Origin of the sequence: Streptomyces sp. NPDC005202, from assembly GCF_040608235.1 — a bacterium.
In the GTDB taxonomy this organism is placed as follows: domain Bacteria; phylum Actinomycetota; class Actinomycetes; order Streptomycetales; family Streptomycetaceae; genus Streptomyces.
The window spans coordinates 1-19,883 of sequence record NZ_JBEXHW010000011.1; the positions used below are offsets into that span (position 1 = coordinate 1).

At 68.2% G+C, this 19,883-nt stretch carries 20 protein-coding genes and 2 pseudogenes; 12 read left to right on the top strand and 10 right to left on the bottom strand.

Annotation, left to right across the window (positions count from 1 at the left end; all coding sequences use genetic code 11):
- Positions 1–287 precede the first annotated feature (287 nt).
- Together ABZV31_RS18190 and ABZV31_RS18195 are read right to left on the bottom strand one after the other, a co-directional pair.
- Complete coding sequence (locus ABZV31_RS18190; RefSeq protein ID WP_355895018.1) at positions 288–422, bottom strand: DUF397 domain-containing protein; 135 nt, start codon at positions 420–422, stop codon at positions 288–290.
- 78 nt (positions 423–500) lie between these two features.
- Positions 501–1,346: a helix-turn-helix transcriptional regulator gene (locus ABZV31_RS18195; protein WP_355894627.1), complete on the bottom strand. Its 846-nt coding sequence runs from the start codon at positions 1,344–1,346 to the stop codon at positions 501–503.
- Between the two features lie 217 nt (positions 1,347–1,563).
- Here ABZV31_RS18195 and ABZV31_RS18200 point away from each other — a divergent pair, with 217 nt between their 5' ends.
- Positions 1,564–2,196 (top strand): ATP-binding protein, encoded by a 633-nt coding sequence (locus tag ABZV31_RS18200; protein WP_355894630.1) that lies wholly within the window; start codon positions 1,564–1,566, stop codon positions 2,194–2,196.
- 86 nt (positions 2,197–2,282) lie between these two features.
- On the opposite strand, the gene ABZV31_RS18205 is transcribed toward ABZV31_RS18200, so the two are convergent.
- Positions 2,283–3,155 (bottom strand): hypothetical protein, encoded by an 873-nt coding sequence (locus tag ABZV31_RS18205; protein WP_355894632.1) that lies wholly within the window; start codon positions 3,153–3,155, stop codon positions 2,283–2,285.
- Between the two features lie 281 nt (positions 3,156–3,436).
- On the opposite strand from ABZV31_RS18205, the gene ABZV31_RS18210 reads away from it, so the two are divergent.
- The 4 genes from ABZV31_RS18210 to dcm all read left to right on the top strand — a co-directional run bounded on the left by ABZV31_RS18210 (position 3,437) and on the right by dcm (position 8,847).
- Positions 3,437–4,129 carry a hypothetical protein gene (locus ABZV31_RS18210; protein WP_355894634.1) on the top strand — a complete coding sequence of 231 codons (693 nt, stop codon included), beginning with the start codon at positions 3,437–3,439 and terminating at the stop codon, positions 4,127–4,129.
- An 18-nt stretch (positions 4,130–4,147) separates the two neighbouring features.
- Positions 4,148–5,578, top strand: coding sequence for a hypothetical protein (locus ABZV31_RS18215; protein WP_355894637.1), 1,431 nt, complete (start codon positions 4,148–4,150; stop codon positions 5,576–5,578).
- Positions 5,575–7,392 carry a DEAD/DEAH box helicase gene (locus tag ABZV31_RS18220; RefSeq protein WP_355894640.1) on the top strand — a complete coding sequence of 606 codons (1,818 nt, stop codon included), beginning with the start codon at positions 5,575–5,577 and terminating at the stop codon, positions 7,390–7,392. The genes ABZV31_RS18215 and ABZV31_RS18220 overlap by 4 nt, the downstream gene beginning before the upstream one ends.
- Before the next feature lie 153 nt (positions 7,393–7,545).
- Positions 7,546–8,847, top strand: coding sequence for a DNA (cytosine-5-)-methyltransferase (dcm, locus tag ABZV31_RS18225; RefSeq protein WP_355894643.1), 1,302 nt, complete (start codon positions 7,546–7,548; stop codon positions 8,845–8,847).
- Here the strand turns inward: dcm and ABZV31_RS18230 are convergent.
- The 4 genes and pseudogenes from ABZV31_RS18230 to ABZV31_RS18245 all read right to left on the bottom strand — a co-directional run bounded on the left by ABZV31_RS18230 (position 8,827) and on the right by ABZV31_RS18245 (position 11,542).
- Complete coding sequence (locus ABZV31_RS18230; protein WP_355894644.1) at positions 8,827–9,288, bottom strand: very short patch repair endonuclease; 462 nt, start codon at positions 9,286–9,288, stop codon at positions 8,827–8,829. The genes dcm and ABZV31_RS18230 overlap by 21 nt on opposite strands.
- Positions 9,289–9,404: 116 nt before the next feature.
- Positions 9,405–10,415 carry an SEC-C domain-containing protein gene (locus tag ABZV31_RS18235; RefSeq protein WP_355894646.1) on the bottom strand — a complete coding sequence of 337 codons (1,011 nt, stop codon included), beginning with the start codon at positions 10,413–10,415 and terminating at the stop codon, positions 9,405–9,407.
- 313 nt (positions 10,416–10,728) lie between these two features.
- Positions 10,729–11,171, bottom strand: a pseudogene (locus tag ABZV31_RS18240) (beta-1,6-galactanase); the annotation flags it as partial.
- A 212-nt stretch (positions 11,172–11,383) separates the two neighbouring features.
- Entirely contained in the window at positions 11,384–11,542 is a 159-nt protein-coding gene (locus ABZV31_RS18245) for a hypothetical protein (RefSeq protein ID WP_355894649.1), read from the bottom strand.
- Here ABZV31_RS18245 and ABZV31_RS18250 point away from each other — a divergent pair.
- The 3 genes and pseudogenes from ABZV31_RS18250 to ABZV31_RS18260 all read left to right on the top strand — a co-directional run.
- A pseudogene (locus ABZV31_RS18250) lies at positions 11,480–11,617 on the top strand (class E sortase); the annotation flags it as partial. The gene ABZV31_RS18245 and the pseudogene ABZV31_RS18250 sit on opposite strands and share 63 nt — an antisense overlap.
- 185 nt (positions 11,618–11,802) lie before the next feature.
- Positions 11,803–12,516, top strand: a complete 714-nt coding sequence (locus ABZV31_RS18255; protein ID WP_355895021.1) for a YidC/Oxa1 family membrane protein insertase — start codon at positions 11,803–11,805, stop codon at positions 12,514–12,516.
- A gap of 156 nt (positions 12,517–12,672) precedes the next feature.
- Positions 12,673–13,530 carry a fumarylacetoacetate hydrolase family protein gene (locus ABZV31_RS18260; protein WP_355894652.1) on the top strand — a complete coding sequence of 286 codons (858 nt, stop codon included), beginning with the start codon at positions 12,673–12,675 and terminating at the stop codon, positions 13,528–13,530.
- A 127-nt stretch (positions 13,531–13,657) separates the two neighbouring features.
- Here ABZV31_RS18260 and ABZV31_RS18265 read toward each other — a convergent pair whose 3' ends face one another.
- From ABZV31_RS18265 to ABZV31_RS18275, 3 genes are all read right to left on the bottom strand, one after another.
- Positions 13,658–14,533, bottom strand: a complete 876-nt coding sequence (locus tag ABZV31_RS18265) for an LLM class F420-dependent oxidoreductase (RefSeq protein WP_355894654.1) — start codon at positions 14,531–14,533, stop codon at positions 13,658–13,660.
- 106 nt (positions 14,534–14,639) lie between these two features.
- Positions 14,640–15,146 (bottom strand): heme-degrading domain-containing protein, encoded by a 507-nt coding sequence (locus ABZV31_RS18270; protein ID WP_355894657.1) that lies wholly within the window; start codon positions 15,144–15,146, stop codon positions 14,640–14,642.
- Positions 15,143–16,216: a Gfo/Idh/MocA family oxidoreductase gene (locus ABZV31_RS18275; RefSeq protein WP_355894660.1), complete on the bottom strand. Its 1,074-nt coding sequence runs from the start codon at positions 16,214–16,216 to the stop codon at positions 15,143–15,145. Before ABZV31_RS18275 ends, ABZV31_RS18270 begins: the two co-directional genes overlap by 4 nt.
- Positions 16,217–16,305: 89 nt before the next feature.
- On the opposite strand from ABZV31_RS18275, the gene ABZV31_RS18280 reads away from it, so the two are divergent.
- The 4 genes from ABZV31_RS18280 to ABZV31_RS18295 form a co-directional block, all read left to right on the top strand.
- Positions 16,306–17,439: an ROK family transcriptional regulator gene (locus ABZV31_RS18280; RefSeq protein WP_355894662.1), complete on the top strand. Its 1,134-nt coding sequence runs from the start codon at positions 16,306–16,308 to the stop codon at positions 17,437–17,439.
- A 98-nt stretch (positions 17,440–17,537) separates the two neighbouring features.
- Positions 17,538–18,374 (top strand): hypothetical protein, encoded by an 837-nt coding sequence (locus tag ABZV31_RS18285; protein WP_355894665.1) that lies wholly within the window; start codon positions 17,538–17,540, stop codon positions 18,372–18,374.
- A gap of 235 nt (positions 18,375–18,609) precedes the next feature.
- On the top strand, positions 18,610–19,389 hold the full coding sequence (locus ABZV31_RS18290) for an HAD-IIA family hydrolase (protein ID WP_355894668.1): 780 nt from the start codon (positions 18,610–18,612) through the stop codon (positions 19,387–19,389).
- Positions 19,390–19,492: 103 nt separating this feature from the next.
- Positions 19,493–19,883, top strand: a 391-nt coding sequence (locus tag ABZV31_RS18295; protein WP_355894670.1) for a hypothetical protein, incomplete at its 3' end; no start/stop codon positions are given.

Here is a 19,883-nt window from a genome sequence, read left to right on the forward strand (position 1 = left end):
GGCAACTTCGCCAGGAACCAGTAGCCGGCGCTGCGGCCAGCGCCCCTGCTCCAACCATCACCTGGAAACGGACATCACCTCACGAACCGCCCTCTGAGAACCAACCCCAAACCGGCGAAATGACCACCGCCCGCGAGTCTCCAAACCACTACCCTCAGGGCGGACTTGGGTACCTGGACAACCAACGACCAGTCCAAGAAACCGTGTCTATACGATGGGACGGCTTCGCACGTGGAGTCGCGTATGAGCCTGCCATGGGTACCAGTGGGGTGTCAGTGACGCCGTCATCAGTGCTCGTTTCTCCGTAGGTCAGTGCTCGCCAAGAAGCTGGTCCAGGCCGTGGCCGACACCACGAGGTGTGGGTGCTCTGGCCGTTTGGAGTCTCGTATGAGCACACCGGCGGGGATGAAGGCAGCCTCCACACACTCGGTGGTGTTGCCGCCGCTGTACGACGACTTGAACCAGGCCGGTGTGGCGGTGGGCTGAGGGGCAACGGACATTCACAGCTCCTTGCGAGCGTTGTGGATCACGGAGGAGGAAGCCTCCATGTCCAACGCTTGTGCGCGGAGGTACTCGAACGCAAGTCTGTATCGCTCCAGTTCCTCTTCCTTCTCCAGGAAGAGAGAGCCCGTGTGGAAGTCGACGTACACCACGTCGAGGGCCGGCTCGGCACCGCCGATGATGACGAAGCTTCCGAGTGCGGCGGCATGAGCTCCCTTGGAGAACGGCAGCACCTGGAGCGTGATGTGAGATGACTCGTTCGCTTCAAGCAGCCGGTCGAGCTGTCCTTTCATGGTCTGCGGTGATCCGACGACGCGACGGATCACGGACTCGTCGAGAATCGCCCAGAGGTGCGGCGGCTTCGTCCGGGTGAGGACTTCCTGGCGCTTCATGCGGATGTCGACCAGCCGCTCGATCTCAGCCGACTCAAGGGGTACTTCGTTGGCCTTCTGGAGCGCCGTGCTGTAGGCACGTGTCTGCAGGAGGCCAGGGACGTAGACGCAAGAGAAGTGACTCTCGCGCACGGCTTCGTCTTCAAGCGTGAGCAGCAGATTCATGCTCTCGGGGATGGAGTCGGCGAAGGAACTCCACCAGCCTTGCTGCTTGGCATCCTTCGCGAGATTCACAACGGCCCGTCGCTCGGCCTCAGTTGCCCCGTACTCCCGGCACAGCGCATCGACGACGATCCACTTGACCGGGCCCGCCTGGGTTTCATACCTGCTGACCGTTGCCTTCGAAACGCCGACGAGCTGCCCCGCCTCCTCAAGGGTCAGTCCTTTGCGAGCGCGCAACTTGCGCAACGTGGCGCCTAGCTGACGTCGACGTGTTGTGGTCCGTTCGGACATTCGGCTCCTTCGCCGTGCGCCGGGCTGTGGCCCGGAAACCACCAACAGGCTAGGTAGCGGGTAAGCAGGCCCACCACTCGATTCACCCGATGGAGTCTCGTGAGAAGTTACATAGCGAGACTTCTCTATGCCATGCTCGGTCACGGATCGCTACGCAGCGCAGCCGTACCGACACGGCAGGCGCAGCGCGCGCGTGGCTTGGGAGGGAGAAGTGCTCATGCCTGGCTACGAAGACACCGAACCCCCACTCCGCTGTGTCCTGCCCTTCGAGGCAGCGCCGGCGGAAGTGCGCCTGCTGAGGAGAGCTGCCCTGACACAGCTGAGCCGGTGGGGTATGCCCGTGGCGGCCGAAGAGGCGGAACTGCTCGTCACCGAGCTGGCGACGAACGTCGTAAAGCACGTTGGGGAAGGTGCTTCAGCCACCTTGATCCTTGAATGGAGGGGGCAGCGGCTGCGCTTTGAAGTTCACGACAAGAGCGGGACGATGCCGTCCCTCAAGACGCCGGGCTGTGGCAAGGAGAGCGGTCGCGGCCTGCATCTTCTCGCAGCGCTGGCGGCGGACTGGGGCACGGTCCTCACGGCGTCAGGCAAGGCCGTATGGTGCGAGATCCCGTTCACTGCCGGGCGCACCTGTCGCCGTATCGAGCGAGCCGTCGAAGCCCTCGAGAGCTACCAGGGGGGTGGTCCTGCTGCTCGGCTGCAGGGAAGAGGGCGTGAAAGCGGCCTGGAAGAGTCGGCGATTGAACTCATCGCAGACCTGCTCCACTGGACCGCTGCCCGCGGCCACGATCCCGACGACATCCTCGATCGCGCTCAGATGCACTACGAGGCTGAGACAGAAGCAGCATAGGCGCACAGCCACCTTCCCCCCACTGCAAAGGCCAGCCGCCACCCCCGCGCGGTAGCGGTCTCGACCTGGTGGCCTCTGCCGGCGTATCAGCCAAGAGCGGCACGCAGCAGCGCGCCGGCATCATCCGGAGACCCCTGTTCATGCAATGCCAGGGACGCGTGCATGACGTCCTGGTCGCGTTGATCTCGTCCGTAGATGTGGATCAGGTTGTCGGCAAGGTCGTCCCGCTGCTGCTTCCTGAGAAGGGCCAGAACTCCGGCCATCTCGACAGGGCTCAGCGCCTCAGTGGTTTGGCACAGCAAGGTAAGTGCCGCGCCCTCTCGGCCAGAGCCCTGAAGCTTTTCGGCTTGGCTGGCCAGTTGGCGTACCGCTGCCACGTCGTTGTGCATCCGCTGCCGGTCCCCCCTGCGGCCAGGGACCGGCAGCGGAGTTGACGCCGCCCGAACAGCTAGACGAGCTCGCAAGCCGGCCCGTGCCGCCTTCAATTCGCTGACCGCCGACCGCAATGCCGCCACCTCTTTGCGCAGCGATTCAAGCTCCGCGGCTTCTTGCCGCAACGCGGCGCACGTGGTTGCGGCCTCCTCAAGCTGCTGGGTCAGCAGGTCGGCTTTGGCGCTCAACTTTGCACACTTGCGGCAGCGCCGCTCGGCCACAGCCTGACTGTGGAGCGCCCGCAGCTCGTCGACGCTGGTGTCGACGAGGTCCTCGCCCCCAGCGTCGGCACACGCTTGCTTATACAGATGCTCGGCGAACTCCAGGCTGGGAACGGTACGAGCGCTCAGAAACCGGGACAGCGAACTGGGATTGCTGTGTAGGCGTTTGGCCGCATTTTCCTGCGTGAGTGGCTTACCTGCCGCTCTGGTCGTTTCGTCCGGCAGCAGCTGGCGGCAGAGCGCCTGCAAGGTCCGGGCGAAGGCCCTCTTACCGGGAGGTACGTCACTGCTGAGCTCCTTGTCCACCCACCCTCGAGCAGGGGTGACCGCCCCACCCTGTGCCATGTCTTGCTCCCCTCGACGGCCCCCGAACTGGCGTCAGATTCTCCAATTGTGCACAGGGGATGGGGCGTTGGCTCTTGCTTTTTACTGAGCAAGTGTTCTGACGCTGGACTTCCTTTCGGGGTCTGGTGCGAGACTGTGGGAACCGCCCGAGAAGTGGGGGGCGCAGTTCAGGCAGACGTTCCCTGTCGAGCGTTTGCGCGAGTGTGACGCGGTGTGCCGTACGACTTGACCGGAGGGGCTAGATGACGCTGCCGTCGTGGCAGGACAAGAATTTGGGGAGCATGGCCCGGGGGGCGCTGTGGCTCGTATCCGTGGTGGGGGAAGGAAACATCTTCACGAAGGCCGACCTGCGTGCTGCGTTTCCTGACGTGGCCCAGATCGACAGACGGCTCCGCGACCTGAGGGACCACGGCTGGAAGATCGACACGAGCCGCGAGGACGTCAGCCTGAAGCAGCAGGAACAGCGGTTCGTGACTCGGGGCGCAGACGTATGGATTCCCGGTAAGGCCAAGGCGCCGAAGCACAAGAGCAGCCTTACCGCGGCGCAGCGCGCGAAGGTCCTCCAGGGGGACAACCACCTGTGCAGGATGTGCGGCATCGGCGCCGGTGAGGCGTATGAGGACGGCATCGAACTGGCGAAGCTGAACGTGGCTCGCCGTAAGGTGCTCCTCGCTGACGGGACGGCCGAATACCAACTCGTCACCGAATGCAAGAAGTGCGGAACGGGTGGGGGCGCCGATCGAGAGGTTGACCTCGGAGCTCTGCTGGACCTTGTGGAAAACCTCGCTCCGATGGAACAGCGTGTCTTCGCTGGATGGATCGCCGCCGACCGGCGGTCGCTGAGCCCACTCGACAAGGTGTGGGGCATCTACCGGACCCTGCCGGCTGCGTCCCGCGAGGCCGTGGCTCAGGCCATCGACGACACGGTCAAGTAAGAGAGAACGGGGAAAGACATGCTGCGAGAGTTTCCGCCGCCTCCGCGCGCGGCTGAGTTCAGCGAACTGATCAAGAAGCGCCTGGAGGAAGTGAGGGCGGTCGGCGGCACTCGGGAGACGGTCACTGTTGACTGGAACGGTCAGCAGGCCCACGTCGAGGTCATCGACCTTCCGCTCAGCGGGCTCTACTTCAACCCTGGCACGCATCGCATCCGGGCTCAGCGCAGCCATGACGCTGTCCGCGACGAGATGCTGGAGAAGGACCCCTGGAGCGCTGAGAGCCAGGATTACCTGCGGTACTTGCTCCAGGCCCGGCCGACGAATCCGGACGTCCGGGACGTCGAGTTCGACAAGCTGAAGGAGGACCTGAAGGCGTTCGGGCAGAACGAACCGGGACTTGTGACGCACTACGGTGTGCTCGTCAACGGCAACACCCGCGCCGTCGCACTCGGCGAACTTGGCGCGCAGTCGATGCGTGTGGGAGTGCTGCCGGAGTCGTTCACCTGGGCCGACATTTATGCCGTCGAGCTCTCCTTGCAGCTCCGTCAGGACCAGCGGCGTGACTACACCTTCATCAACCGGTTGCTGGCGATGGAAGAGCAGGCGTCGCTCGGGAAGACGCCCGAGCAGATCGCCAAAGAGTTCCGGATCAAGACCACCACGTACCACCAGGCGCGGTGGATCCTGAGTACCATCAAGGACCTGAACGAGCGCAGCAAGAGCGGGGGAGGCGCGGCGCTCCGGCTCGTCGACTGGGAAGCGGCCCAGGAAAGCCTCAAGGAGTTGCAGCGCCTGTACGTCAAGCTCCAGTCCCTCGACCGGGACCAGGCGGAGATCCTTAAGGAGTGGCGCCTGGCTGCCATCCTGCTGGATTTCTCGAAGACTGACATCCGGCACATCGACCAGGACTTCCTGAAAGAGGACTACCTGAGCCGGACGCTGCCGACCAGCCTGGCCGCTGAGGGAGGGGCGGCTGCTCAGCCCAAGGCGGTAGCTGTCCCGGGGCTGGGGTTGGCAGTCCCCGCAGCCTCCTCGCGTGTATCCGCAGCCCGGGCGCTGAACGACCAGATCCTCCGCGCCACGGCTATCGCAAAGGCGCCGGACCTGCCGGACAGCGAAAAGGCGAAGGCACAGGAACTCTTCAAAGAAGCACAGGATGCCTTCAACGAGGCCATTGATCAGGCGGGTCGAGATGGCCGTGTGCGCAAGCGTAAGCAGCTCGCTCCCGCTCGCCTGGCAGACGCCTGCGCCAGCATCGACCAGTGTGTGATCGAGCTCGTGCAGGCGCGCACCTCGCAGAGCTTCGATGAGGAGGCTTTCGACGAGGCCGTCCTCAAGCTCCGCGAAAGCCTCCGAAAGCTGGCTCAACAGTCGGGTCGCGGCATCCCCAATCCGGGCGACGGGGTGTCCTGGTTGCTTGCTGCCGTTGCGGCGGAGGGCACCCAGTGACCCAGGGCGCCGGTGAAACGTCCCTGCGTCTCGGGTTCGACGCGACGCGTACACGCGTGGTTCTGAGGACGACGGATCAGTATCGGCAGGATCTTGTTCAGCTGGCCGCCCGGTTTCGTACCGGCGGCCAGCTGGGCCCCTTGTCTGCCTCGATCGCTCTGGATGAACTTCTCGCTGACCTGGGCGTGCTGAGCCACTGGCCAGATCACGTCGGAGTCGAGTGGGCTCCGGAGCTCCGCGACCTCGTTGCCGGCGTCGTGCAAGATGCGAATACGGTCCAGCGACGGCTGGCGGGCTCTGTGACGCAGGGAGAAGTTGACCCTGACGAGGTGCCGGATCTGCTGGGGAAGACCTGGGAAGCGGAGCTCAGCGCGTTTCAGCGGCGCGATATCGCCAAGCTCCTCTCCCTGCGGCACGGGGCCAACTTCAGCGTGCCAGGGGCAGGCAAGACACGTGTCGCACTCGCTGTGTACGCGGCGCAGAAGGCTCAGGGGAATGTCAGGAGAGTCCTGGTGGTCTGCCCCAAGTCTGCATATGAGTCCTGGCGTTACGAGACAGCCGTGTGCTTCAGCTACCCGCTGCGCACCCACGTTCTCGACGGCTCCCTGGACCAGTGGGCAGAGGTGTTGATCGTCAACTACGAGCGCTTGGACCGCTCACTGGCTACGTTGGCCGGCTGGCTGAAGTCGGCTCCTTCAATGATCATCCTTGATGAGGCACACCGGATGAAGCTGGGGGCCCGCGGCACGTATGGCGCCGCATGCATGGCGCTCGGCCCGCTCGCCGAACGACGGTTGATCCTGACCGGGACGCCGGCTCCGAATGGGTCGAAGGACTTGGAGAACCTGCTGGGCTTCGTCTGGCCTGGTCACGGGCAGCGCACTGTGGTCCAGGCGGTGGCGGGAGGGGATCTCGCCTACGCGAGCTCTGTCCTGAGGCCGTTGTTCACGAGAACGACCAAGCAGGAACTGGGACTTCCTCCGATGCAGCTGCGCATGAGGTACGTCGATATGCCGCCGCTGCACAGCGAGATTTACAGCTCGTTGGTTGGAGGCATGCGTGCTGGCGCTGCCCGCGAAGACCTGAGTTCGCTCGGGAAGACGGCCTTGCGCCTTCTCATGGCTGCGACGAGCCCAGCTCTGCTGCTGGAGGGCGCAAGCCGGTACGAGCCGTTGGCTTACCAGCTACCTCCGCTGGAGATTCCCGAGGGGAGCTCGCTGTACTCGCTCATGCGTGACCTCCCTGACTATGAGCTGTCTCCCAAGTACAAGGAAGCAGTGGCGCTTGTCGCGGAGAACGCTCAACAGGGCCGCAAGACGCTGGTCTGGACGACATTCGTCCGCAGTCTGACGACCTTGGCCCAGATGCTGGAGAAGTACAGCCCGGCGGTCGTCTATGGGGGGACGCTGGACCGGGATGAGCAGTTGCGGCGCTTCCGCGAGGACCCCGCCTGCATGGTGCTGGTCTCCAACCCTGCAACGCTGGGTGAGGGCATCAGCCTCCATCACGTCTGCCATGACGCCGTGTACGTAGACAGGGACTTCATGGCCGGGCGGTTCCTGCAAAGTCTGGACCGAATCCATCGTCTGGGTCTCGCTCCCGGCACCGATACGCGGGTCACGGTGCTGGCCGCCCGTAACACCATTGATGAGGTCGTTGAGATGCGACTTGACCAGAAGCTGGAGTTCATGGGCAAGATCCTCGACGACCCTACGGTGCAGCAGCTTGCAGACCTGGAGGAGGAGCCGGCGGTCGCGGCCGGCCTGGCGCCGAGCGACATGGAGGCCCTGCTGCGCCACATGGGCAGCCGCTAGCTTTGGCGATCAAGTTCCCGGCCCCGCCCCGGGCGGGGCCGGGAACGCGGGGCAATGGGAGACTCTTGGTGCCGAGAGAACCAAGAGTCTGTGCATGCGCAGCGACTCTGGAACACTTGGCGTCGGTTTTGAGTCACTTCCGGGAGGAGCGCCATGCGCCCCAGCGGCCGCGAGCGTCCGCAGTTCACCTCGCCACTGACCTCCGTCGAGATCTGTGCGGGGGCAGGCGGGCAAGCTGTTGGGCTGCATGAGGCAGGTTTTGATCACTTGGCCCTCGTTGAGTGGGACCTGCATGCCGTGAAAACCCTGAGAGCAAACGTTGGGGGCTGGCCCGGGTGGAACCAGGAGCGGGCCAATGCCCTCGAACCGATGGACGTGAAGGAGTTCCTTGGCTCTCCGGTGCATCAGGAGCTTGGCGTCGAAGCAGGGGGGCTGGACCTTCTTGCTGGCGGCGTGCCCTGCCCCCCATTCTCCCTGGCAGGAAAGAGACTCGGGAAGGATGATGAGCGCGATCTTTTTCCTGACGCCCTAAATATTATTGAGGCCCTGAGGCCCAAGGCCGTCATGATCGAAAATGTGCGGGGCATCCTGGAGCCTCCTGAGGTTTTCATTGACTATCGCAGAGATATTCTGAATCGACTTCGAAAGCTGGGCTATGCGGTCCCCAGGGTCGAGGATCACTGGTCAGCAGAAAAGCAGGACTATGTGATGCGGAGTGTCTGGCGAAGAATGGACGCAAAGGCTTTCGGCGTTCCTCAACTTCGTCCCCGCGCTATCCTTGTTGCGATTCACGAAGATGCATTGAAGTCCAGTGGTGCTGAATTTGAGTGGCCGCTCAGGATTGACGGGGAGGAGGTGACCGTCGTCGACACTCTCGCTGAGAGTATGGAGAGGCGTTGCCGGGATTTCTGGGACAAGAACGAGAAAGGGCGGCGGGCCAAGCCCGGGGAACGGACGGGCCAGTCTGTTTACCAAAACTGGCACGCACATGCGACTGAAGCCAAGAAGGCAGGTAGGGGGATCGCTCCGACTCTCGTGGGAGGGTCAAGGAAGCACGGCGGCGCCGACCTCGGTCCTACCAGGGCTAAGCGTGCCTGGGAAGCGCTGGGTGTGGATGCGATGGGCGTTGCCAACGACCCGGAGGAGTGCGATCCGAAGCGCGACCTCTTCAGGCCTGCCGGGCCGATGCTGACCGTCCAACAGGCCGCCATGATCCAAGGATTCCCGGAGGGATGGAAATTCCAGGGGAAGAAGACGGCCCGTTACCGGCAAGTGGGGAATGCTTTCCCCCCTCCGGTTGCCGAAGCCGTTGGAAGGGCGATCGCCGCCGTTCTGCGACCAGAGCACCGTGACTTGTTGCTCCAGGGTTATGTGATGGACCGCAGCGATGGTGTTTCAGCGGAGTTGCCTGCTGAGCAGATGACGCTGCCAGTGTCAGGACTCTCGCGAGCCTGACCGGCGTTCAACGACCGCTGCGGCGATCTGAGTAGCGCATATTTCTGATGGCTCGTGCTCCCAAAAACGGAGCACGAGCCATCCGGCTTCCTTGAGTCGCTGATCTGTGTCGCGGTCGCGCTGGACGTTGCGCAAGACCTTTTCCGACCAATATCCCGAATTCGTCCTTGGTGGAACGTAGTGTTCGGGGCATCCATGCCAATAGCAGCCGTCAATGAAGACAGCCACCTTCGCTGGACGGAACACCATGTCAGCCGTCCGACGAAGGTCTGGTAGAGGGCGCGCCGCGACTCGGTAGCGCAACCCTCGTGCGTGGACGAGTCGTCGGATCAGCTTCTCGGGCTTCGTGTCACGGCTGCGGATCGCCTGCATGTTGCGACGGCGGGCGGCGGACGAAGCCCAGGAGCCCTCTGGCGCTTTCCACTCAAGGTCTTCGGACACACCGAAGAGGGTAGTCCGGCGGAGCAGGTCCAGGGCGCGGTAGGCCTATGCAGGCCTGCCGGACGGCGATCGGGCCCAGAGCGTCTGCGGGTGCAGGCCCGGCAGTGGGTAAGCCGTCAGCTTCCGTGGCACTCCCCATAACCCCGTCCCGACCCGCACCAGCAAGCCGCCCCCCGCTGCGGCGGCCAAGCCACGGCCCGCCCGCGCGCTGCAAGGGTTGTCGCGTACTGCGGGAGCAGGGTGGCGTCGGAGGGGGTGGTGCCCTCCGAGGCCGCGAAGGCCTCGTACGACGGGACCGTTCCCGTCACGATGCCCAGGTTGGGGGTGCCGGAGGAGGCCAGCTCCCGCAGGGACGTCTCTATTGTCGCCAGGTGTTCCTCGTGGGAGGGGTACTCGCCGGAGAGGTTCGGGTACGCCGCGATCAGTTCCGCGAGTTCCTCCGTCGGCCAGTGGAGGACCGCCACCGGGAACGGGCGGGAGAGGGCCTCCCGGTATGCGCCCAGCTCTGCGCGCAGGCGGTTGATCTCCGCCTCCAGTTCCGCCGGGTTTTCCGAGCCCAGGGACCAGACCCTCTTCGGGTCGTGGAGCTCGTCCAGGGATACCGATGACGAGTGCAGCGTGTCTGCCAGGGTGTCCCACTCGTCGTGGGCCGCGCCCAGCATGCGCCTCACCCGGTGGCGGCCGAAAAGGAGGGGGTGCGTTGCGTACGGGGGTTCCGGGACGTCCGTGAGCAGGAGCTTCACCCCCTCCGTGAACGCTTCCTGCGCCGCCTCCAGTTCGTCGTGGGACTCCAGGGCCTCCGCGATGATCACCCAAGGGGCCGGGTCCCGGGGGGCGGACGCTCGGACGCCCTCGATGATCGCCCTGGCTTCTGCCTCGTGGCCGTATTCCCAGAGGTTCGAGGCCTTCAGGGCCCGGACCAGGTGGAGGTTCTCCAGGCCGTCGGGGGACGACAGCAGGCGGTCGTAGAGCGTCGTCGCGGCGGGGCGGTCGCCGGACAGTTCCAGGTGGGCCGCGGCCTGGAGCAGCAGGGCCTCGGCGTCCTCGGGGTACAGGCCGGCGGTCCGCTCCAGGCGGGCCGCTTCGGCGGCGTGGTCGACGTTTTCGGCAGGCGTGTCGGGGCGCATGGGGGACACCGTACTGCCGACCGGTGACAATAGTGAGATATCTGCAGGCCAGGGTGCCCGTGTGGGGACCTTTGCGTGTGGGCCCTCAAGTCGGCTGCCTGGTGGGGCGGGGGCGAGGGCGCGGTCGCGTCTCGCCTGCACGCCGGGTGGGCTTGGCGGCCTGCGGGCGGTGGGGGCCTGCCCGGCATCGGCCCCACGCTTCGTCGGGCTTACCGCTGGCGCTCGGGTGGTCTTACACCGTCACCCCGTACACCTGCAGCGTCTGTACCGACTGTGCCGCGAACGGCACGCTCACCGTCTTGCCGCTGCGTTGCGTCGCCTTCACCAGCATGGCCCGTTGCTTCGCGTCCGCCGCCCAGTTCCAGGCCGACGAGGTGGCGTCCTCGTTCGTCCAGTCCTGCCAGTAGCCCTCGATCTGCTTGAAGGCGGGGATGTTGGGGGAGGCGACCATGCTCTCGCCGTTCACGCTGGTCCAGCTGCACGCGCCGAGGTTGTAGCGGGCGATGTTCAGACCGAGGCCGGGCGGCAACTTGCCGTTGTATGTCACCGACTTGGTGGTGAAGAACAGGTCGGCGAAGTCGTCCCGGGCGCCGAAGACGTTCGCCACCAGGCGAGGGACGTGCCCCAGCCTTCCCAGGTGCCGTACGTCGTCGAAGGGTTGACGGCGATCGAGGCGTCCGCGCGTGCGGTGCCCGTCGCCAGGGCGCTGCCCAGGAAGCCGGCTCCTGTTGCGGCCAGCAGTGTTCTGCGTCGGATTGCGGCTTCTCCGCTCGATCAACCACCGGTCGTCGAACCGGCGTTGCGGCCCGTCCCGTTCATGCTGTCGAGAAACATCGGGTGTGGCGTGTGGGGTTGTCGAGGGTTCTGACGGTGGTTTCTAAAACCCGTGGAGGAAGCCTGTGGCGGGCCTCCTGCCCTACGTCCGGTTTACGGGTGTGTGCGGGGCTGGTGACCTCGCGCCCCTGCCCTTATCGTGCGGCGGATCCGGTGAAGGAGGGCTCCGCATGCGGGTTCCCGTCGTGCAGCACCGCACCCGGCGGCGGCGCGCCCTGCGGCGGCGTGCGCTGTGGACCGGGGGCGAAGCCCTCTTCACCGTGGGGCTCGTGCTTCTGCTGCTCGTCGTCCATCAGTTGTGGTGGACCAATCGGGAGGCCAGGGCGGGGGCCGAGCGGAAGGTCGAGGCGCTGGAGCGGGAGTGGGGGACACCCGTAACCTCTGGGGCGACCCGGGCACCCACGGGCGGGAGCGTCCCCGGCGCCGGCTCGGGTACGTCCGGCCCCGGTACGTCCGGCTCGCGTACCTCCGGATCCGGTATGTCCTCCTCGTACGGGGGCGTCATGCCGCCATGTCCGACTCCCGGCACGACGAGACCCCGGAGGGCTCACCCATGTCCGTTTTCGCCACCCTGGTCGGGCAGCTCGCCGAACTGCTCCAGCCGCTGTTCCACGCCTCCGCGGCCGCCGCCGCGATCGTCCTGTTCACCGCGCTCGTCCGACTCCTCGTGCACCCTCTGTCCCGGGCCGCCGCACGCGGACAGCGGGCCCGCGCCGCGCTCCAGCCGAGGATCGCCGAGCTGCGGAAGAAGTACCGGAAGGACCCCGACAAGCTCCAGAAGGCGGTGCTGGAACTGCACGCCGAGGAGAAGGTCTCGCCACTGTCGGGCTGTCTGCCCAGCCTGTTGCAGCTGCCCGCCTTCTTCCTGCTCTACCGCCTGTTCTCCGGCGCGACGATCGGCGGCGACACCAACGGACTGCTCACGCACCGGTTGTTCGCCGCGCCGCTGGGCGGGCGGTGGGCGGACCTCCTCGTCGGCGGGCAGGTCTTCGGGGCGGCCGGGCTCGTGTACATCGGGCTGTTCGCGGTCGTGGCCGTCGTCGCCACCTTCAACTACCTCCGTACGAAGCGGACGACGGCCGACGGCGGTCTGGTGGCGGTCGCCGACGGGGAGCAGGTCCCCGGGCTGGGCGCCATCAACAAGGTCATGCCGTTCATGTCCTTCTTCACGCTCGTCACCGTCGCGGTGGTGCCGCTGGCCGCCGCGCTGTACGTGGTGACCAGTTCGGCGTGGAGCGCGGTGGAGCGGGCGGTGCTGTACCGCTGACCGGTGCCGGCGACGAGGCTACGGTCCAGTACGTGAACGGGGTCTTGCGGACTGGACGCCGACCTTGGAGGATCGACCAGTCCTCCGATGGCTGCGCCTGCCGCACTCAGGTCGCGCTCATCGGCCGGGCGCCCGCGATCGAGGGAGATGGGGAACATGAAGCTGCTGCGAGTCGGTACGGCGGGGGCGGAGCGGCCCGCGCTGCTGGACGCCGAGGGGACCCTGCGGGACCTGTCCGGCATCGTCCCGGACATCGACGGCGCCCTGCTCGCCGACGACGCGGCGCTCGGCCGGATCCGCGCCGCCGCCGACGCCGGGGAGCTGTCCGCCCTGGACGCGGCGGGGCTGCGGATCGGGCCGCCGCTGGCCGGGATCGGCAAGATCGTCTGCATCGGGCTGAACTACCACGACCACGCCCGCGAGACCGGCGCCGAGCCGCCCACCGAGCCGGTGATCTTCTTCAAGGCGCCGGACACCGTGGTCGGGCCGTACGACACCGTGCTCGTTCCCCGCGGGTCCACCAAGACCGACTGGGAGGTGGAGCTGGCGGTCGTCATCGGGCGTACGGCGCGCTATCTGGCCTCGCAGGAGGAGGCGCTCGCGCATGTCGCCGGGTATGCGGTGGCACACGACGTCTCCGAGCGGGAGTTCCAGATCGAGCGGGGCGGGACCTGGGACAAGGGGAAGAACTGCGAGACGTTCAACCCGCTGGGACCGTGGCTGGTGACGGCGGACGAGGTGCCCGACCCGCAGAGTCTCTCACTGAAGCTGTGGGTCAACGGGGAGCTGAAGCAGGACGGGACGACCGCCGAGCAGATCTTCCCGGTGGCCGAAGTCGTCCGGTACGTCAGCCAGTTCATGACCCTGTACCCGGGTGACGTCATCAACACCGGTACGCCGGCGGGAGTTGCGCTGGGGCAGCCCGAGCCGAAGCCGTTCCTCCGGGCCGGGGACGTGGTCGAGCTGGAGATCGAGGGGCTCGGGCGGCAGCGGCAGGAACTGAAGGACGCGTAGGCGCTCCGCCGGCAGGGCCGGGGGAACTGCGGGTCGCTGTTGTGTCTGCGGGGCGTTCGTGGCCGGTCGCGCCCACGCGCGGAGCCGCATGATGTCGCAGCCCCGCGCCCCTTTCGGGCCGGTCCGCTCAGGCCAGGAGAGAGGCCAGCCTGCGCCATGCCTCCCGCGGCAGAGCGTCGCGCGGGCCGCCGTCCACGACCTGGATCGCCACGTGGTCCGCGCCCGCCGCGTGGAAGGCCTCGATGCGCTCACGGATCCGGGTCTCGTCGCCCCAGGCGAACACCGCGTCGATCAGGCGGTCACTGCCGCCGTCGGCCACGTCGGCCTCCGTGAAACCGAGGCGGAAGAAGTTGTTGGTGTAGTTCGGGAGCTCCAGGTAGAGGGCCAGGTAGGCGCGGGCGACCTCGCGGGCGCGCGTCGGATCGCTCTCCAGGACGACCTTGAACTCCGGGGCCAGCAGCGCGCCTTCGCCCACAATCTCCCGCGCCTGCGCGGTGTGATCGGGGGTGACCAGGTACGGGATCGCACCGGCGGCCCGGTCCCGGGACAGCTCCAGCATCCTGGGGCCGAGGGCGGCCAGCACGCGGCGCCCGGTGGGCACACCCGTCTTGTCCAGTTCGTCGAGGTAGCCGACCATCGCCGCGTACGGGCGCCGGTACCCCTCCACCCGCGGGGCGTGGCTCACCCCGAGACCCAGCACGAAGCGGCCCGGGTGGGCGGCCTCCAGCTCCGTGAAGCTCGCCGCGCTCTCGGCGGCGTCGTGCTCCCAGATGCTCTGGATGCTGGTGCCGACGACGATCCTCTTGGTCGCCTCGATGAGCGGGACGGCGTTGCGGGCGGTGCTGTTGCCGCCCAGCCAGACGGCGCCGTACCCGAGTTCCTCCAGTTCGGCGGCGGCCTCGGCGCGTTCGCCGCGCCGGTCCGGGTCCTCCGAGCGCAGTCCGATGCTCCAGATGCCGTACCGGCCGACGGTCTCCTTCAGGGGGCCTGCGGTGTCGCTCATCGGTTCCGATCCCTCCGGGCGGGGTGCTGTGTCGTGATCATCACGCATACAGCAGGTCCCAACCGGAGGGCGTCTCGGAATAATCCCCGGCTTTCCCCCGACAGGACTACCGGTCCAGGAACTGCTCCAGCGCCTCCACCACGAACCGGTGGTCCTCCAGCTGCGGCAGCCCGGACACCGTCACCGCTCCGATCACGCCCACACCCTCGACGTTGACCGGGAAGGAGCCGCCGTGGGCCGCGTACACATCGGGGTCGAGGCGCGAGGACTCCTCGAACGTCGTGCCCTTGGCCCGGAAGCGGGCGCCCACCAGGTAGGAGGAGGAGCCGTAGCGCTCCACCACCCGGCGCTTGCGGGCGATCCAGGCGTCGTTGTCGGGGGTGGAGCCGGGCAGGGCCGCGTGGAAGAGCTGCTGGCCGGCGCGGTGGATGTCGATGGCGACCGGTGCCTGCCGCTCCCGGGCCAGCTCCACCAGCAGCGAGCCCAGCGCCCAGGCGTCGTCGTACGTGAACTGACGGAAGACCAGGCGGCGTTCCTGGGCCTCGAGTTCCTCGACGCTCGGGGTGATCTCCGGGGCGAACTTCGGGGTGACCCTGGGGTTGTTGTGCGTCACAGCTTCACCACCACACCGTCGCGGGCCGAGCGGCGGGCCGCCTCCAGGACGTCGAGGGCGGCGGCCGCCTCCAGTGCGGTCACCGGATTCGGGGCACCGTCGCGGAGGGCGGCGGCCACGGCCGCGTAGTACGCCGGGTAGTCGCCGGGCAGGGTCGGTACGGGGCGGCCGCCGCCGGTCAGCGGGGACTCGCCGGCACCGATGTGGCCCCACAGCGACTCGGGTTCCGTGCCCCAGTCGCCGCTGGTGCCCGGACGCTTCCCGTCCCGGAGCGCGGCCTCCTGCGGGTCGAGGCCGTATTTCACGTAGCCCGCCTGCGAGCCCAGCACCCGGAAGCGCGGGCCGAGCTGGGCGGCCGTCGCGGAGACGTACAGGTGGGAGCGGACGCCGCTTTCGTGCGTGAGCGCGATGAACGTGTCGTCGTCCGTCCCGGCGCCCGGGCGGCGGATGTCCGACTCGGCGTACACGGCGGTCGCGGGGCCGAAGAGGACGAGGGCCTGGTCGACGACGTGGCTGCCGAGGTCGTACAGCAGACCTCCGATCTCTGCGGGGTCGCCGGACTCGCGCCAGCCGCCCTTCGGCTGCGGGCGCCAGCGCTCGAAGCGGGACTCGAACCGCCATACGTCGCCCAGCTCGCCCTCGGCGATCAGCTTGCGCAGGGTCAGGAAGTCGTTGTCCCAGCGGCGGTTCTGGAAGACGGTCAGCAGCAGTCCGCGCTCCTCGGCCAGGAATGCCAGGTGGCGCGCCTCGGCCGCCGTGCCGGCGATCGGCTTGTCCACGACCACCGGCAGGCCCGCCTCGAGCGCGGCCGTGGCGAGCGGGACGTGCGTCTTGTTCGGGGAGGCGATGACGATCAGGTCGAGCTCGTCGGTGCGGGCGAACAGCTCGTCGGCGGTGGCGGCGAGGCGGACGTCCGGGAACTCCGCCCGGGCCTGCGCCTGCCGCTCGGGGTTCGAGGTGACGACCGTGTCGAGGGTGAGGCCCTCGGTGGCGGCGATCAGCGGGGCATGGAAGACGGAGCCCGCGAGGCCGTAGCCCACGAGGCCCACGCGGAGGGGAGTACCAGTCATGATTCCTACTTTCGCAACGCTGTTGCCAAAGTGCAAGCGCGGGAGAGAATGGGGGCGTGAACAGCGCGAAGGACGGGACAGTGGCGGGTATGAAGAGCGCAACCGCGGGCGCGAACCTGCTCGCCCTGCGCAGTCACAACACCGCGCTCGTACTCGACCTGCTGCGTACGGCGGGGGCGGACGGAATCAGCCGGCTGGAGCTCGCCGAGCGGACCGGGCTCACCCCGCAGGCGGTCAGCAAGATCACCGCCCGGCTGCGGGAGGAAGGCCTGGCCGCGGAGGCGGGGCGGCGGGCGTCCACCGGGGGCAAACCGCGGACGGTGCTGCGGCTGGTGCCGGAGGCGGGGCACGCGGTGGGAGTGCATGTCGACCGGGACGAACTGCGGGCGGTGCTGGTCGATCTGAACGGGGCCGTGGTCGGCGAGCGGCGCACTCCGCTGGACCTGGGAGCGGGAGCGGAGGCCGTCGTGGAGGGGGTGGCGCTGGAGGTCGAGTGGCTGGTGGCGGAGGCGCTGGGGCCCTCGGCAGGGACCGGTCCGGCACCGCTCGGCGCCGTCGACTCCCTCCTCGGGGTCGGGGTCGCCCTGCCCGGCCCCCTCGATCACCGGCGCGGGGTGCTGCACCGGGTCACCGGGTTCCCCGAATGGGACGGCTTTCCGCTGCGGGACGCGCTCGGGCGGCGGCTCGGCGTGCCGGTCGTGGTCGACAAGGACACGAACGCGGCCGCGCTGGGGCTTGCGGTCGCGGGCGAGGGCGGGTCCTTCGCCTATCTGCACCTCGGGACGGGTCTCGGCGCCGGGCTGGTGATCGGCGGACGTGTGCACCGGGGGGCGCGGACCGGGGCGGGGGAGTTCGGGCACCAGGTCATTCAGCTGGACGGGCCGCGGTGCAGCTGCGGCGACCGGGGCTGCATAGAGGCGCTGTGTCTGGCGGCCGTGGGGCGCGGGGAGGCCGAGGAGGCGGCGCGCGTACTGGGTGCGGGGGCCGCGAACCTCGTGGGGCTGCTGGACATCGATCTCGTGCTGCTCGGCGGTCGTACGGTCGCTGCGGCACCGGAGGCGTTCGTGCGGGGCGTGGGTGCGGTGCTCGACGCGCGGGCCCGTCGCGAAGGGGTGCCGGGCGGTGCGGTTCCGGTGCGGATCGCCTCCGGCGGGGCGCGGGGCGTTGCGGAGGGCGCGGCCCAACTGTTGCTCGCGCCGTTGTTCGGGCGGGGGGACGGCTGACGGGTGCCGCCTGTCGAGCGGATCCGTACCGCCGTTCGAGGCCCACGCCGGAATGGCGTCCCTCCTCGGCCACTTCCGTCCGGCAAGGTCACGTGTTCATGCGACTGTGCACGCCCCTGTCCCTCTGCCTTGCCGCAGCCGCCGTCTTCCTACCCGGGTCGGCCCACGCCGACCCGCGTCCCACCTGTGCCGGTTCGGACGACCGCCACTTTCCGATCAGCAGCCGCATCCATGGCGGGCCCGACGCCTACGGCGCCGGCGGCGGATACGGCACCTTCTCCATCGACCTCACCAACACCACCGCCCGCACCTGTGCCTCCATCCACCCGGTGGTCGTGCTCGTCGACGCCAAGCACGCCCTCAAGGCCACCCAACCCCGTCTCGAGTTCTACGACGGCGGCCGCCCCCACCCCGTGCGCTTCGAGACCACCGACCAGGACGAGCTCGTCGGTCCCTTCGACGCCAAACTCCCGGGCTTCACCGTGGGACCCGGCAAGACCGTCACCGTGAAGGTGCGGCTGGCGCTCACCTCCGATGCCCAACCCAACGAGGTCACCGCCAAGGCCGCCGTCGTCCAGCGGCACAACAACGACGGGGACTGGGTCGGCCAGTCCAACGACTACCGCTTCCGCATCGACGCCGATGCAGATACCGCCCCGGATCCGGAGCCCGACGCCGGCGCCTATGCAGGCACTGCCCCGGATCCGGAGCCCGACCCCGGCGCCGATCCCGGTACCGACCCGGATCCGGAGCCCGACCCCGGCGCCGATCCCGGTACCGACCCGGCCGCGGCCTCCACCGCACCGGACGACCGGCTCCCCTTCGCCGACGAACTTGCCCGCACCGGCCTCACCACCGCGAAGGGCGTGATCACGGCCACCGCCTTCCTTCTCGCCCTCGGCGGCACACTGGCACTGACCCGCCGACGCCGCTAGCCGGGGCCGCGCGGGGCCAAGCCCGGTGCTGCGCGGGGGCCAAGCGCGGGGGGTGCCCGGGGGCCAAGCGCGGGGGGGGGTGCGCGGGGACCAAGCGCGGGGCCGAGCCCGGGGCCGTGTGGGGCCATGCCCGGTGGCCCTGCGGGAAGAGGCAGGCGACGGACCGTTTCGGCAAGATCCGGCCACTGGCTAGGCTGTGCTCACGCAGGCCCGCGTACGGCAGGAGATCCCGCACATGGCAGACCGCAAGCCCGTCGAGTCGTGGCTCACCGACATGGATGGTGTCCTGATCCACGAGGGCGTTCCGATCCCCGGTGCCGACGCCTTCCTCAAGAAGCTGCGTGAGTCCGGCAGGCCGTTCCTGGTGCTCACCAACAACTCCATCTACACCCAGCGCGACCTGCACGCCCGGCTGCGGCGCATGGGCCTGGACGTGCCGACGCAGAACATCTGGACCTCCGCCGTGGCGACGGCCCAGTTCCTCCACGACCAGCGGCCCGGCGGCACCGCGTACGTCATCGGCGAGGCGGGCCTGACGACCGCGCTGCACGACATCGGCTACGTCCTGACCGACCAGGAGCCCGACTTCGTCATCCTGGGCGAGACCCGGACGTACTCCTTCGAGGCCATGACGAAGGCCGTGCGTCTGATCAACGCCGGGGCCCGGTTCATCGCCACCAACCCGGACAACGTCGGCCCCTCCATCGAGGGCGCCCTGCCCGCCACCGGTTCGGTCGCGGCCCTGATCACCGCGGCGACCGGCAAGAAGCCGTACTTCGTCGGCAAGCCGAACCCGCTGATGATGCGGGCCGGGCTGAACGCGATCGGCGCCCACTCGGAAACCTCCGCCATGATCGGCGACCGCATGGACACTGACGTCCTCGCCGGCCTCGAGGCCGGGATGCGGACCTTCCTGGTCCTCAGCGGCGTCACCCAGCCGGACGACGTCGACCGCTACCCGTTCCGGGCGTCCGAGGTCGTCAACTCGATCGCGGACCTGGTCGACCGGGTCTGACCCCGTCGCCCCGAGCCCTTCGTCACCTGTACGGAGCAGTGCCGTCCCGCTGCGCATGCGCGGGCGGGCCCCGCGGAGTCTCCTGATACCCGGAGGTTCCACGATGGGTTCACTACGCCTCACTCTCTGTACCGGGCTTCTGGCGGCCGCCGCCTTCGCCCCGGCGGCCCACGCGGCGGACCGGGGCGGTGTCTCGGTGACTCCGTCGTCCCCAGCCCCCGGCGGCGACATCACGCTGCGGGTGAGCGGCTGCACCGGGCGGACGGGGGTCGCCTCGTCGGCCGCGTTCGTCGCCGACGCCCGGCTCGCGGGGGCGGAGGGGACACTCGTCGGCGAGACACGCGTCCGCTCCTCGGTCGTCCCCGCCGCCTACGACGTGAAGGTCACCTGCGGCAGCGCGGAGGTGAAGGGCACCGTCACCGTGGTGGCGGCGCCCGCACGGCCCTCGGCCCACGCGTCGGCCCAGCCTGCGACGCACGCCTCGGCCCAGCCTG

What these genes read in the sequence shown, in the direction of transcription:
- ABZV31_RS18235 (WP_355894646.1), bottom strand. Translation starts at nt 10,415, where the DNA reads ATGCGCCCCGACACGCCTGCCGAAAACGTCGACCACGCCGCCGAAGCG.
- ABZV31_RS18195 (WP_355894627.1), bottom strand. Translation starts at nt 1,346, where the DNA reads ATGTCCGAACGGACCACAACACGTCGACGTCAGCTAGGCGCCACGTTG.
- ABZV31_RS18285 (WP_355894665.1), top strand. Translation starts at nt 17,538, where the DNA reads ATGCGACTGTGCACGCCCCTGTCCCTCTGCCTTGCCGCAGCCGCCGTC.
- ABZV31_RS18290 (WP_355894668.1), top strand. Translation starts at nt 18,610, where the DNA reads ATGGCAGACCGCAAGCCCGTCGAGTCGTGGCTCACCGACATGGATGGT.
- ABZV31_RS18275 (WP_355894660.1), bottom strand. Translation starts at nt 16,216, where the DNA reads ATGACTGGTACTCCCCTCCGCGTGGGCCTCGTGGGCTACGGCCTCGCG.
- ABZV31_RS18255 (WP_355895021.1), top strand. Translation starts at nt 11,803, where the DNA reads ATGTCCGTTTTCGCCACCCTGGTCGGGCAGCTCGCCGAACTGCTCCAG.
- ABZV31_RS18265 (WP_355894654.1), bottom strand. Translation starts at nt 14,533, where the DNA reads ATGAGCGACACCGCAGGCCCCCTGAAGGAGACCGTCGGCCGGTACGGC.
- ABZV31_RS18200 (WP_355894630.1), top strand. Translation starts at nt 1,564, where the DNA reads ATGCCTGGCTACGAAGACACCGAACCCCCACTCCGCTGTGTCCTGCCC.
- ABZV31_RS18215 (WP_355894637.1), top strand. Translation starts at nt 4,148, where the DNA reads ATGCTGCGAGAGTTTCCGCCGCCTCCGCGCGCGGCTGAGTTCAGCGAA.
- ABZV31_RS18245 (WP_355894649.1), bottom strand. Translation starts at nt 11,542, where the DNA reads ATGGACGACGAGCAGCAGAAGCACGAGCCCCACGGTGAAGAGGGCTTC.
- ABZV31_RS18210 (WP_355894634.1), top strand. Translation starts at nt 3,437, where the DNA reads ATGACGCTGCCGTCGTGGCAGGACAAGAATTTGGGGAGCATGGCCCGG.
- ABZV31_RS18280 (WP_355894662.1), top strand. Translation starts at nt 16,306, where the DNA reads ATGAAGAGCGCAACCGCGGGCGCGAACCTGCTCGCCCTGCGCAGTCAC.
- ABZV31_RS18260 (WP_355894652.1), top strand. Translation starts at nt 12,673, where the DNA reads ATGAAGCTGCTGCGAGTCGGTACGGCGGGGGCGGAGCGGCCCGCGCTG.
- dcm (WP_355894643.1), top strand. Translation starts at nt 7,546, where the DNA reads ATGCGCCCCAGCGGCCGCGAGCGTCCGCAGTTCACCTCGCCACTGACC.